This is a genomic window from Microcoleus sp. B13-B6 (genome assembly GCF_036705405.1).
In the GTDB taxonomy this organism is placed as follows: Bacteria; Cyanobacteriota; Cyanobacteriia; order Cyanobacteriales; family Microcoleaceae; genus Microcoleus.
Window position 1 is genome coordinate 14,447 of record NZ_JAUBUJ010000109.1, and the last position, 13,340, is coordinate 27,786.

The window sequence follows — 13,340 nt, forward strand, 5'->3', positions numbered from 1 at the left end:
AATCCCAGTCTAACAAATATTCCCCAAAAAACACAATTTTTTGATATGATATAGTCCGCGACGCAAAAAAAACGTGTTTCTGTCATTACGTTCGTAGGGGCGGGTTCACCAACAATACCAGCCAATAATTGACAATCTCAAAAACCCGCCCCGGCCGGGATATTATGATTAATCGAAGCGTAACGATGATGAAGTGTACAAAAAACTAGAGCGCCTTTTATAATAAACTCATTCTCAGCGATGCTGCTTTAACATTCTATCAAATGTGTCGGGCGATCGGCATTCGCGGAGGTGCTGTTTTCCACATCAAATCTATTTCTTCCGGTGTCAATCCGTAACCTTGATTAACTAAATCGGATAAACGGTGTTCGAGTCTCAACGCCTCAGCTTTGCGAGATTGAATGGCCGGTGCATATTCATTATAAGTTTCGCGGACGGCTTTTAGTCCAGCAACACCGAGAGGATCGGATGATTTAGTTTTCGGCATTCGCTTTCTGATTTCTGCTACGAATTCAGCAAAAGAAAGAGCAGAAAAATCTTCGAGTTTTTGTCCGAGTTTATCAATTACATAAGTGATTTCCAGCCAGTGCAAGACATCTCGGTGAGTTTCTTGATTAGTTTTGGCGATTTCAATTAAACGGCTGACAATTAGTTCTACTTCGGCACGAACTGAGTCAGTTGGTGGTGCGATGGGAAGCTTTTCCGTCAATTCGCCAAGCGGACTCAGTGCTTCATCTTTCATGTGCGGTAAATACCGCCAATTATGCCACCACATAAGTGCTGAATTAAGCACTCCCAAGATATACAATTCAGATGTCGAAATAATGAAAGCTTTATTGTTGGTCAAATAACTCCTATTATCATAGCTATATGCTGGATGAAATTGAATTTCCTGATATATAAGTTTAGGCTGTAGAAAGAGGTTGCAAAAAGATGGAGATGCTTGCCACTGCCACCATAATTGTTTACCTGATCTTGCTTCTAACTTAGTTCTATATTTTTGCAGATGAGATTTTATCATAGGATAGTTTTCTATCTCAATATCTCTATGAGCGAAGATTACCCAAATTTCATCCCATTGAGGATACCAGCGTTTAATATCCTGACCTCGCAATAAGGGCTTGATGATTTCAGCAGATTTAGGGTCAGCTTTAACTAGACTATTTTTAGTGGCTTCATCAAGAAAAAAAGCGTCGTTAAATCCTGTTAAAATACCTCGATAAGGCTTAACCCCTGCAAAATCTTTTAGCGGAACTCCCACTTGTTTTATTTTCTGCATTAACTCATCAACAGCAGGAGGTTCCAGACTCCAAGCACTCGCAGTGAAACGATCTCGCGAAATTTGATAACCGTGTTGTTGAACATATTGTGTAAGATTGATATTAGCAAGTTCCTCGCGCGGAACAGGACAAACAATCACAGGCGAATTAGGTTCAGATTTACCTTGCTCAATCTCGCTTTCAGTTTCAGAGATACATAGAGAAGCGTTAGGTTTTCTGACTGCGACAATACAGGGAAAAGTATCAGCATCCTCAAAAATGGGCGCGTGTCCGAAATCAATAATTTGCTCTAGTAAACCTTGACTGGCAAAGAACTTGCGTAGAGGTTCGCCGTATCCCGACCTCAGCCATTTATTTGTGACAATATACGAAAGCACTCCCTTCGGTTTGAGAATGTTTAATCCGAGTTCATAAAAATAAGTATAAAGGTCTGCTACGCCGTTATAGGATTCATAATTTGCTTGCAAGTATGGTTTAATTGGAGACAGCAACTCCTGCCGCACGTAAGGCGGATTGCCAAGGACAACATCAAAACCGCCATCAGCAAAAATCTGGGGAAATTCAGCTTGCCAATCAAACGCTGTATCTGCTACATTACTGTCAGCGACGATCGAGTTTCCCGCTTTAATATTATCATCCAAATACGTCAGGGTTTTACCAGGTTCGGCCGTCTTCAACCACAGAGAAAGTTTGGTAATTTCCGCCGATTCCGGCAGCAAATCTACGCCGTACAGGTTGTTGCTTAAAATGCTTCTGTCAAATTCCAGCGAGTTGCCGTCTTTTGGTTTATACCCCAAAGCATTCAATTCGCGATCGACTCTTTCGTACTGCTGCATCAAATAATCAAAAGCCGCAATCAAAAAAGCACCCGAACCGCACGCCGGATCGATGACGCGCGTTTTTTGCAGCACCTCGTCTCGATACGCTTTCCAAAACTTAATTGCAGTTTTCTTGGGCGGCTGAACCGACACTTCAGCAACTTCGCTAATTAGGAATAAATCGCGCAATTCTTGCTCTCGACGCTGCAAATAGCCACCGAGAGAAACCTCGACAATATACTGAGTAATAAAAGCTGGCGTGTAAAACACACCTTGAGTTTTTCGCTTGCCTTTTTTATGATTGTATTCCTGTCCGGTAGTTTCAGCATTTAATTCTTCCAAATCTGTAACAGACTGCTCGAAAATATGCCCCAAAATATCGACGGAAACTTCGGTATCAAAATCAAATCTGGTCAGCTTATTAAGCAGACTGCATAAAGGATTTGGCACAGTCAATTGTGCGTCTAAAACCGGATCGAATTTAAATAAACCGCCGTTGTATCCCGGTACAGGAGGGTCATCATTTCCCACATCAACCCAGCGAAATACAGATTGATAATTTTCCCAAATTAATCTAGGATTGTATTGGTCTTGGTGGTCGTGAGCGTTGCTGAGGGTGTTTCGCGGCAGCAACCCTTTATCTTCACAAAAAGCAATGAATAAAACGCGGTCTAAAGTTTTTTGAGCTTTTTCGATGAGTACGCGATCGCGGTTGGGGATATCCTGCGGCCCAGAAAAGCGAAAATGCTTGACGAGAGCGAGTCGAATTGCTTTGTACTCTTGATATAATTTATTGGTGATTTCTTCTTGAGCTTCATCAGAGTCTTTTAACAGTCTGTCAATAACAGAACCTGTTTGAGCTTGGTTTTGAGGCAAAAAATTGCGGCGACACAGCAGAAAGTAAAACCGCTTAAAAGCTGCAATATCCGCCAAGTCAGCCAGAAAAAATTGTTCGTAATAAGCAGGAGTTTTATTGGTATGATAAAGTCGCAACTCTCGATAATTCGAGACAATAATCCAGCGACAATCCGGTGTATAATTAGCGTAGCGCCAACCTTGGTCAACTGCTGATTCGGTTCGCGCAGGATGCTGATGTGATGCGGGACGGTCTAAATCATTTTTCGCTCCCTTGAGTTCGATCGGAGCAATCACTTTACCTTGCAGGGACACGGCTTTGCCTTTAAGATTGTCAGCAGCAGTAAAAAAGCCGATCGCCCCGTCAGCAGAACCGCCGCCATCAGATATCGTTTGTTCGGCGTTAATTTCCCAAGCTTTCCCCGCACCTTGAATTACCGAGCAATATCCCAAAATATCCTGAAAAATATCATTAATAAAACTGCCGTGCAGCGAAACTTCTTTAACTTCGTCTAACGTACCCGTTTTAAGTGCAGCAATCCACGTTCCCAATTTTTGGCGGCGCACTTCCATATCTGGCGGAAAGCTAAAAGCACGCAAAGCAGTGTTGAGTGTTTTGCTGTGAAAAAGGGCGCGAGTAGAGCGATTTGTCATCTTTTAAAAGCAGATTAATAAAGTTAATTTTACAGCATCCAAGTGCAACAGCGGCTCAGACCTTCTGCTATCAAATCAGTTATACTCAAAGGTCGATCCTCTTCGTTGGCGTAGCCCCCGTAGGGGCGGGCTTCGCTAACGCACCCTACCCCCCCAAAAAAGCGTGAGCGATCGCTCAAGAGTCAAAAACCCCACCTCTAAAGCTGAGCTAGCTCTCATTTACTTTGCATATTGTAATTATCACCAAAAGCTATAATTTTTTCTCAGTAGCTTTCCGCTGCTCCCTTCGGGTTTTACAGCAAAAGTTAAATACGCCTGAGCTTATCTGCACGGAGCGAAAAGTTTTGTTACAATAGGTAAGCTGTTACAAATCGTAACTTATGCTGGTTTCTATTTTAATAATTGACGTTGCCCTCGTTGCCTGGTCTTTGCACTTAATGCAGGAGGCGATCGCGCAACGGGAATTTTCACTAATGCTAGCCGGCACCCTAGTTGCGGTCTCAGCCGCCGCTCTGCTAGTCGTCTACTTCCTCATGGGGTCTTGTTTGAGCCATTTGAGCGAAATATCCCAACACACTTACTAAATGATAGTAGGCGATTGACCATTGTCCAGAAGCGAGGAGAGTTTTGTGGAAAAAAAGCCGAAAGCCTTGCCAGCCGAAGGCTCAAAACTAATTTCCCCAAAAAGCTTGACAAATATTGGTCAGTTAAGGCATGATTGAGAGCGCGAAAAGAAAGGGGAATTAGCTCAGTTGGTAGAGCACTACAATGGCATTGTAGGGGTCAGCGGTTCGAGCCCGCTATTCTCCATAAGTCAAGATTAGGGATACGCAACCACTACAGACACTAAAAAGGAAAATTGCGAAGAAGGGTCACAAAACAGCATACCTGATTTGTACCCGTAAAAGTAATTCAGCCTGCACTCAAATTGTGAAAATTTAGACTTGTCCCACGATCGCCCGCAACAAAAAACCGCTAGTGTGTACCAGCGGTTTTTTATTGGCTTCCTATTTTTCACTGAGATACTTTGCCAGTTCTGAAATTTCCCCGGCGCGCTGCCAGTCGGCTTCCCCTCGCCGAACTTTTGTGCGAGCTGTAATTTTCTGAATTTCCCAAAGTTGCAGCGCCGTGTACGGGCCCTCGGCTTTGCCCGATCGGAATACATACCAGTTAGCAACTTCGGGGGCGGCTAGTCTCGCAGGTCGCATCCGAGTTGATCCAGCGTCGGCGCTCAGTTGGTTGAGGTCTTGTTCTATTGGATTTGGAGCGGGTGCGGTGGAATTCTGCGATCGCCTTTCTCGGTTTGCCGCCCGTCGCTGACGCAGCCAAAGATCGCATTGATAGAGATAGGCAGAAATTATTGTCATTCCAATGGGGATTAGAGTAAATCTCACCTGAATCATCGTCTGCCTGAGCCCGTAGGAATTGTTGTTGTAGGCGTCAATCCGACTAGGTGCGGGGATTATTGAAAATACAACAACCGTTACGAAAATGGAAGTTAGAAAGCTGATAACGAAAGCCTTTAACCCCTCCTTCCAGTGAGACTGTTTTGTGCTCGACCAGGTAGTCAGGTGTTGGCGCAAATTTCCAAACGATGGGTTTGTGGGTAAATGTTTTAACGCTAAGTTGATAGCAAACGCAGAAATCCAATGGAAAAAGGTAAATAGCAAGACTACCCAGATCCACGCTCCAATCAAGATAGGAGCAACGTCCTCACGAGCTTGCACTGGAAACTGAGATTTAACCGTGGAGGCGAAAGCGTAGCTGAGGACAAAACCTTTCAAACATGAGATAGGATGGGGAAACCACGCGGGCCATGATGGAATTTTCATGAGTTTGCAGTTTTGATAGGGATACCAAAATTGTCTCAATCTTTTGCCCTAAATGGTAAATTCAACCTCCTAGGTCAGCGCCTGGGAGGTTGAACATTGTTTAGATAGATTGGGCTTGATAGCAGTCGGGGTCTTCAGCGTAGCTAGAATAGTGGCCCGTAGCCAGCGGTTCCAGGAAAGGGTAATAGAGTTTGTCGCCTGGAAGTTCTAGCGCTTCCAACTCTTCCCTTAACTCCCGGTACAGCTCTTCCCGCTCCAAATACGCTCCATAATCGACATCAAACTTTTCTAGCTTGTCCTTGTCAGCAATAGGCGTGTGACCGAAAGCAGCGACAAAGCGATCGTCAAGCACTTCACTGAAAGATGCAGCCATCAGAGCCAGGGCGTGTTTGTTGCCTTTGGTTGCCTCATATTCCACCCAGACTTTGAAGTCTGTTTTGCTTAAGGTTTTGATTTTGGATGCACCGCGCCGATCGTCCCTTTCTGTTAACGTTTCAACTAGGCAACCTTGAAAACCCTCTCCCTGTAAAGCTTTTAACTGTTTGGGCGCTTTAAATGCCAACCTTGAAAAATACTCTTTTGAGTAACCAAGCAAAAGACTAGCGCCCGTTGACCCTACCCGGTGTTCGCCACTAGGCATCTCGTAACCATCAACGGTCAGGTTTTTACTAAGAGCAACAGTCGCTCGTCAGGGAAACGGCACTGCCGTATCCTAATTTGTACCTAAACAGCATTGCCGTGTCGTTAAATTCGATCGCGACTTGTACCTAAACAGCATTGCCGTGTCGTTAAATTCGATCGTGCCACACACCGCGAAAACCAATTTTCCCGTAAAATCAAAACAGTCTACCCACAACCAAAGCGCTACCAGTGGCAAAGTCAACTGAACCCAACAATCCAGAGAGTCCGAGCCAACTTGCCCGCACGCCTCTGTACGACCTATCATTAGAACTCAAAGCTCGGATGGTGCCATTTTCCGGGTGGGAGATGGCAGTACAGTACGCAGGCATTAGCAGCGAACACCAAGCAGTACGCCAGCAAGCAGGAATGTTCGACATTTCCCACATGGGAAAATTTGGTTTGAGAGGGAAACAAGTAATAGAAAAATTTCAACCCTTAGTACCCTCAGACTTGAGCCGCTTGCAACCCGGTCAAGCTCAATATACAGTCTTGCTAAATGCCAAAGGCTGCATCTTAGACGACATTATTTTCTACTGCCAAGAACCAGATCCTATCACTAGCGAAGAACGTGCAGTAATCATTGTCAACGCCGCCACTCGCATCGCAGACAAAGCATGGATTACCACTCACTTAGAATTGAGCGAACTCTGTTTTACAGACATTTCTGAAGATAAAGTTTTAATTGCAATTCAAGGGTCGGAAGCCGTTAACTATCTCCAGCCTTTTGTAGAAGACAACCTCGCACCAATTAAGGCATTCGGCCACTTAGAAACAAATCTGTTGGGACAGCCGAGTTTTATCGCCAGAACAGGTTACACCGGCGAAGATGGGTTTGAAATCATGGTGGATGCCGAAGTAGGAAAAGAACTGTGGCAAAAATTGTTAGCTGCTGGCGTTGTTCCTTGCGGATTGGGTGCGAGAGATACCTTGCGTTTAGAAGCAGCAATGGCTCTTTACGGTCAAGATATCGACGACAATATCACACCTTTAGAGGCTGGATTGGGTTGGGTAGTTCACCTCGACACCAAAGGCGATTTTATTGGGCGGGAGGTTTTGGAACAGCAGAAAGCGAGTGGAGTATCGAAGCGGTTGGTAGGGTTAGAAATGCAGGGGCGGCACATTGCGCGCCACGGCTATCCGGTAATATTGGAAGGCGAAACAGTAGGAGAAGTTACTAGCGGTACATTATCGCCTACATTGAATCGCGCAGTGGCCCTCGCATTTGTTCCCGCAAAATTAGCGAAAATCGGTCAGCAATTAGAAGTCGAAATTCGCGGGAAAAACTATCCGGCTAATGTGGTGAAAAAACCATTTTATAAATCGCAAAACCGCCCCATTTAAATTAAGTAGGTAAGCCTTAATTCAGGGGCAGACTAAGAGCAACTACCGAAAAAAAAGTGAAGTGAAGTGTATGTGTTGTTGTGGAACGGGCTTCTAGCCCGTTGCTCATCTTGGTCGAGAAGATTCATCTACTAGCTTAGCAAATTTTAGCAAAGTTGCAGCATAGCGATCGTCCGCCACATCCATCAAATCATTATGACCGGCCCCATCAACCCAAAAATTCAATTTCGGCTGCTTCGCCGCTGCAAACAACTGCTCTCCATGCCAAAAATGCACCACCTCATCAGCCTTACCATGAATCACCAAAACAGGCGATCGAACTTTGCCAATCTTATCAATATTCACAAACTTATCAAAGGGTAAAAGCGGAATCCGCGTCAACACCCGAAAAGCCGAAACAAAGGAACTTTCAACCACCAAACCGCCGACTTTTTGCCGCGAAGCCAAATCAATAGTCGGCCCACCGCCCACAGAACGCCCGTAAAGAATAACTTGCTTTGCAGGTACTCCCAACTGTTGGGTTAAATAATTGTAAGCAGCATCAATATCACGATAAGTATTATATTCAGAAGGATTTCCCTGACTCCTGCCGTAACCTTGATAATCATAGGCAAACACAGCAAACCCACTATCTCGAATCTCTCTGAGTACCCACAAAATCCCGGCCAAGTCTTCCGCATTCCCGTGACTGTAAAGTATGGTATATTTAGCTTGCGGGTTAGGAAAATGAACAGCAGAAATTTTCACGCCATTAGCTGAGCTAACTTTGATAACTTCCCTGCTATCACTTTGACTAGATGGGGGAGGTTGAAAAATTAGCCGTTCTGAAACAAAGAAACCGTAAAAACATAGAAATGCGTAAATAAAAATTATAGAGCGCATCAGTCGTTTGACAGAAAATTCTCCAAAAAGCAAGCGTTTAATATTTTTTCTGTTCCATTTAGTCATTACTAAAGGCTCATAGTTGAATAAGATTTAACTAATACTTTTTTATTGCGAGAAAAGACATGGCACTAACATACCCCGATGACCTGAAATACCTAGACACCCACGAATACATCCGATTAGAAGGCGAAATTGCCACCATCGGCATCAGTGCCTTTGCAGTTGACCAACTCGGCGATATCGTGTTTCTAGATTTGCCCGAAGTCGGTGCAGGGTTGGAAAAGGGCGAAGCTTTCGGTACAGTCGAGTCAGTGAAAGCCGTTGAAGACTTGAAAGCACCAGTTACCGGTATAGTCGTAGAACGCAATGATGACATTATAGAGTCTCCCGAAGATTTGGCAGAAGACCCCTATGGCGCTGGATGGCTGCTGAAAGTGCGCGTTGACAATCCCAGCGAAGCAGACGAGGCTTTCTCGGCCCCGGAGTATCGCAAAATGGTCGAAGGGGAATAGGGAATAGGGCATAGGGAATAGGGCATGGGGCATAGGGCATGGGGCATAGGGCATAGGGCTCGTTGATAATTCCACAATCCGCCAGGGGTTGAAACCCCTGGCTAATAGCACAAGTCGTCTAAAGACGACTGATACCAAATCCGGCTTAAATACCCCCTTTATCTCGCTTGTCCGCTAAGGCAGACTTCGTTTGACTCTCGAGAGCGGTTTCAACCATCGACCTTAATCTACAGTCGTCTTCAGACGACTTTAGCTATGAGACAGGGGTTTCAACCCCTGTCGGACTGTCGGACTGTCGGACTGTCGGACTTTGATAGACGCAAAAAATCTTCCTTAGTCGTCTTCAGACGACTTTAGCTATGAGACAGGGGTTTCAACCCCTGTCGGACTGTCGGACTGTCGGACTATCGGACTGTCGGACTCTCGGACTTTGAGAGACGCAAAAAATCTTCCTTAGTCGTCTTCAGACGACTTTAGCTATGAGACAGGGGTTTCAACCCCTGTCGGACTGTCGGACTGTCGGACTATCGGACTGTCGAACTTTGATAGACGCAGAAAATCTTCCTGGTTTTCTTAGCAAAATGTTACAAACAAAGAAGCAAAAGTCTATTCAGGAGAATCCGCCTTGGTACTCTACAGCCCTCAACTTGAACCCAACCAGCAGCAAAACCTTTCCTCCATCAATGGTTTTGCGGGCCGGCACATTGGCCCGACACCCAGCGAAATCCAGCAAATGCTCAATGTTTTGGGCATTTCCAGCCTCGATGAGTTGATTGACAAAACGGTTCCTGCGGCGATTCGCATTTCTCAACCCTTACAACTTCCCGAAGCGCGAAGCGAGTACAGCGCTTTGGCAGAATTGAAAGAAATTGCTGCAAAAAATCAGGTATTTCGATCGTACATCGGCATTGGATATCACGACTGCATCACTCCCCCGGTCATCCAGCGGAATATCCTAGAAAATCCCGGCTGGTATACAGCTTACACTCCCTACCAAGCCGAAATTGCTCAAGGGCGATTGGAAGCTTTGCTGAACTTCCAAACCATGATAATTGACCTCACGGGTTTGGAAATTGCCAACGCTTCTTTGCTGGATGAAGGGACTGCGGCGGCGGAAGCGATGGCTGTGAGTTACGGCGCTAGCAAAAAGGGGGCAAAAGCGTTTTTTGTTTCCCAAGATTGCCACCCTCAAACTGTGGAAGTGGTGCAAACTCGCGCTAAGCCGTTGGGAATTGAGGTAATTGTCGGCGACCATCAAAGCTTTGAGTTCGATCGTATAATCTTCGGCGCTCTCCTGCAATACCCCGCCACAGACGGCGCAATTTACGACTATACCGATTTTATTCGATCGGCACACGAAGTCGGCGCATTAGTCACAGTAGCCGCCGACATATTGAGCCTTTGCTTGCTCACACCCCCCGGCGAATTCGGCGCGGATATAGCCGTAGGAAGCACTCAGCGCTTCGGAGTGCCGATGGGATTCGGAGGGCCCCACGCAGCCTATTTCGCCACGCGAGAAGAGTTTAAACGGCAAGTTCCGGGGAGAATTGTCGGCGTTTCTAAAGATGCCAACGGCAAATCTGCTTTACGTTTAGCCTTGCAAACTCGCGAACAACACATCCGCCGCGAAAAAGCAACCAGCAATATTTGTACGGCTCAAGTTTTGCTGGCAGTGATGGCGAGTATGTATGCTGTTTATCACGGCCCTTCTGGACTGAAAGACATTGCTGAGAAAGTACGGACTTTAACAGCACTTTTGGCATCCGGTTTAAGAAGTTTCGGATACAAAATTGGTTCTCAACCTTTCTTCGATACTTTGCGGGTAGAATTGGGAGACAAACCGCTGTCAGAACTTCTAGAAGCTGCTAAAGTTCGCAAAATTAATCTCCGAGTTTTCGATGATTCGACAGTGGGAATCACTTTAGATGAAACTGTCACGGTTGAAGATGTGCAAGAGTTGTGGGAAATTTTTGCACAGGATAAAGATTATATCAGGGGTGACGGGCAGAATGCTCTCAACATTCCGCTGGATGCAGACGCATTGAATTCCTATTTGACCTTACCAGATTTTTGCGATCGCACCAGCAGCTATCTCGGTCATCCAGTTTTCAACAGCTACCATTCAGAAACTGAACTTTTGCGCTATTTGCACCGTTTAGAAGCCAAGGATTTATCGCTAAATACATCGATGATTCCGTTGGGTTCTTGCACAATGAAATTGAATGCAACAGCAGAGATGATGCCGGTGACTTGGGCGGAATTTGGCAAGATACATCCCTTTGCACCCCGCGATCAAAGTCGCGGCTATCAAATGATGTTCGTGCAACTAGAACAGTGGCTGGCAGAAATCACCGGTTTCGCGGGAATTTCTTTGCAGCCAAACGCCGGTTCCCAAGGCGAATACGCGGGTTTGTTAGTTATTCGCCAATACCACGAACACCGAGGCGAATCTCACCGAAATATCTGTTTGATTCCCCAGTCAGCCCACGGTACAAATCCGGCTAGCGCGGTGATGGCGGGGATGAAAGTAGTGGCTGTCGAGTGCGATTCTCAGGGCAATATTGATGTTGCGGATTTACATAAAAAAGCCGAGAAGCACAAAAATGAACTGGCGGCTTTGATGGTGACATATCCATCAACCCACGGCGTTTTTGAGGAAGAAATTAAAGAAATTTGCGAGATTGTCCACAACTGCGGCGGACAAGTTTATATGGACGGCGCAAATATGAATGCTCAAGTTGGTTTGTGCCGCCCCGGTGATTTTGGCGCTGATGTTTGTCACTTGAATTTGCACAAAACTTTCTGTATTCCCCACGGCGGCGGCGGGCCAGGAATGGGGCCGATTGGGGTAATGTCTCATTTGGTGCCTTTCTTACCTTCTACTGATGAAGAATTAAAATCTTACCCCCCCCAACCCCCCCTTGCTAAGGGGGGGAGCAACATCAAATCCTCCTTTCCTAAAGGCAAAATATCCCAATCAGTTGGTGCTGTTTCCGCAGCGCCTTGGGGAAGTGCTAGCATTTTGACTATTTCTTGGATGTACATTCGGATGATGGGAGGATTCGGTTTAACTGAGGCGACAAAAGTAGCAATTCTTAATGCTAATTACATGGCAAAACGGTTAGAATCTTATTATCCGGTTTTGTACAAAGGGAAAGCTGGTTTGGTGGCGCATGAGTGTATTCTAGATTTGCGACTTCTCAAAAAATCTGCGGCTATTGAAGTCGAAGATATCGCCAAACGCCTGATGGATTACGGCTATCACGCGCCGACGGTTTCTTGGCCGGTTGCTGGTACGGTAATGGTGGAACCGACGGAAAGCGAATCAAAGCAGGAATTAGACCGTTTTTGCGATGCAATGATTGCGATTCGAGGCGAAATTGCGGAGATTGAAAAAGGTAATGTTGACGCGCAAAATAATGTGTTAAAAAATGCGCCGCACACAGCAGAATCTCTGATGGTTGATGAGTGGAATCGTCCTTATACTCGCGCGCAAGCGGCTTATCCGACCTCTTGGACTCGCGAATATAAGTTTTGGCCGGCGGTGGGCCGGATAGATAATGCGTTTGGCGATCGTAATTTTGTCTGTTCTTGTTTACCAATGGAGGCTTACAATTAAGAGTGTAATCCATTTAAATCTCGTTTATATCTGAGTCTAGATCCCCCTAAATCCCCCTTAAGAAGGGGAGTAGGGGTTGACTTTGATTACTTCCAGTCCCCCCCTTCTTAAGGGGGGCTAGGGGGGATCTCCGGGTTTGATAGATGCCGAATATCTACGTAAAAAAACCCGGTTTCTCAACCTCACCTCTCTCTTCTCTTCCTCTGTGCCCTCTGTGGCCTCTGCGGTTAAATCATTCCGAAACAACCGTAAACGATATCATCCAAAGCCTCAACAAAAATTCCCCCATCTCAGCTATAATCAAAACCATCCTATCCCTCCCCACAAACCCGCTATGAGGCACTGGCAGCCGGGACAACAAATCCACAACGGCAAATACCTAATCGAAGAAATCCTCGGCGGCGGCGGATTCGGTGTCACTTACCGCGCTCAAAACTGCAAAGAAGGTAAAGTAGTCGCCATCAAAACCCTAAATGCCATTTCTCAAGGTAAGCCAAATTTTCGCGAACTTCAAACCAAATTTGTCAACGAGGCTTTGTCTTTAGTAAGGTGCAGCCATCCCCACGTCGTTCAAGTTTATGAAGTATTTCCAGAAATGGCTGGAGATATTGAATTGTGGTGCATGGTGATGGAATTAATCGACGGGATTGACTTGGCTGGACATCTGGAAGATAACGGCATTTTGTCGGAAACAAAAGCTTTGCCAATTATTCAGCAAGTGGGAGATGCGCTGACTTTTGTTCACAAGCAGAACTTAGTACACCTCGATGTTAAACCAGAAAATATGTAAGGATTCAGGTCTGAAATTCGGGAATGAGGTCAGGCATAGGAAAGTAGTCACAAGAATGGGCAGAAAGAGCCTC

The 13,340-nt window shown here is 45.7% G+C and carries 9 protein-coding genes and 1 tRNA gene; 6 read left to right on the top strand and 4 right to left on the bottom strand.

Going from position 1 to position 13,340, the window contains the following annotated elements; translation table 11 throughout:
* Window positions 1-259: 259 nt before the first annotated feature.
* On the bottom strand, window positions 260-3,607 hold the full coding sequence (locus QUB35_RS32755; RefSeq protein ID WP_333146195.1) for an Eco57I restriction-modification methylase domain-containing protein: 3,348 nt from the start codon (window positions 3,605-3,607) through the stop codon (window positions 260-262).
* A gap of 380 nt (window positions 3,608-3,987) precedes the next feature.
* Between QUB35_RS32755 and QUB35_RS32760 the strand changes: the two genes are divergently transcribed.
* Together QUB35_RS32760 and QUB35_RS32765 are read left to right on the top strand one after the other, a co-directional pair.
* Complete coding sequence (locus QUB35_RS32760) at window positions 3,988-4,191, top strand: hypothetical protein (protein WP_096832242.1); 204 nt, start codon at window positions 3,988-3,990, stop codon at window positions 4,189-4,191.
* Window positions 4,192-4,344: 153 nt separating this feature from the next.
* Window positions 4,345-4,417: transfer RNA gene (locus tag QUB35_RS32765), tRNA-Ala, on the top strand.
* A gap of 197 nt (window positions 4,418-4,614) precedes the next feature.
* Here the strand turns inward: QUB35_RS32765 and QUB35_RS32770 are convergent.
* Together QUB35_RS32770 and QUB35_RS32775 are read right to left on the bottom strand one after the other, a co-directional pair.
* Complete coding sequence (locus QUB35_RS32770) at window positions 4,615-5,439, bottom strand: DUF4339 domain-containing protein (RefSeq protein WP_333146197.1); 825 nt, start codon at window positions 5,437-5,439, stop codon at window positions 4,615-4,617.
* 100 nt (window positions 5,440-5,539) lie between these two features.
* Window positions 5,540-6,079, bottom strand: coding sequence for a hypothetical protein (locus QUB35_RS32775; RefSeq protein WP_333146199.1), 540 nt, complete (start codon window positions 6,077-6,079; stop codon window positions 5,540-5,542).
* Window positions 6,080-6,309: 230 nt separating this feature from the next.
* On the opposite strand from QUB35_RS32775, the gene gcvT reads away from it, so the two are divergent.
* Window positions 6,310-7,461 (top strand): glycine cleavage system aminomethyltransferase GcvT, encoded by a 1,152-nt coding sequence (gene gcvT / locus QUB35_RS32780; protein ID WP_333146201.1) that lies wholly within the window; start codon window positions 6,310-6,312, stop codon window positions 7,459-7,461.
* Window positions 7,462-7,566: 105 nt separating this feature from the next.
* Here the strand turns inward: gcvT and QUB35_RS32785 are convergent, their stop codons facing one another.
* Complete coding sequence (locus QUB35_RS32785) at window positions 7,567-8,409, bottom strand: alpha/beta hydrolase (RefSeq protein ID WP_333146203.1); 843 nt, start codon at window positions 8,407-8,409, stop codon at window positions 7,567-7,569.
* A 59-nt stretch (window positions 8,410-8,468) separates the two neighbouring features.
* Between QUB35_RS32785 and gcvH the strand changes: the two genes are divergently transcribed.
* The 3 genes from gcvH to QUB35_RS32800 all read left to right on the top strand — a co-directional run bounded on the left by gcvH (window position 8,469) and on the right by QUB35_RS32800 (window position 13,267).
* On the top strand, window positions 8,469-8,858 hold the full coding sequence (gene gcvH, locus QUB35_RS32790; RefSeq protein ID WP_333146206.1) for a glycine cleavage system protein GcvH: 390 nt from the start codon (window positions 8,469-8,471) through the stop codon (window positions 8,856-8,858).
* Window positions 8,859-9,483: 625 nt separating this feature from the next.
* Window positions 9,484-12,477 (top strand): aminomethyl-transferring glycine dehydrogenase, encoded by a 2,994-nt coding sequence (gene gcvP, locus QUB35_RS32795; protein WP_445252079.1) that lies wholly within the window; start codon window positions 9,484-9,486, stop codon window positions 12,475-12,477.
* 334 nt (window positions 12,478-12,811) lie between these two features.
* On the top strand, window positions 12,812-13,267 hold the full coding sequence (locus tag QUB35_RS32800; protein WP_333146208.1) for a protein kinase domain-containing protein: 456 nt from the start codon (window positions 12,812-12,814) through the stop codon (window positions 13,265-13,267).
* Window positions 13,268-13,340 lie beyond the last annotated feature (73 nt).

Coding starts and splice junctions, on each gene's coding strand:
- QUB35_RS32755 (WP_333146195.1), bottom strand. CDS start 3,607: ATGACAAATCGCTCTACTCGCGCCCTTTTTCACAGCAAAACACTCAAC.
- QUB35_RS32760 (WP_096832242.1), top strand. CDS start 3,988: ATGCTGGTTTCTATTTTAATAATTGACGTTGCCCTCGTTGCCTGGTCT.
- QUB35_RS32770 (WP_333146197.1), bottom strand. CDS start 5,439: ATGAAAATTCCATCATGGCCCGCGTGGTTTCCCCATCCTATCTCATGT.
- QUB35_RS32775 (WP_333146199.1), bottom strand. CDS start 6,079: ATGCCTAGTGGCGAACACCGGGTAGGGTCAACGGGCGCTAGTCTTTTG.
- QUB35_RS32785 (WP_333146203.1), bottom strand. CDS start 8,409: ATGACTAAATGGAACAGAAAAAATATTAAACGCTTGCTTTTTGGAGAA.
- gcvH (WP_333146206.1), top strand. CDS start 8,469: ATGGCACTAACATACCCCGATGACCTGAAATACCTAGACACCCACGAA.
- QUB35_RS32800 (WP_333146208.1), top strand. CDS start 12,812: ATGAGGCACTGGCAGCCGGGACAACAAATCCACAACGGCAAATACCTA.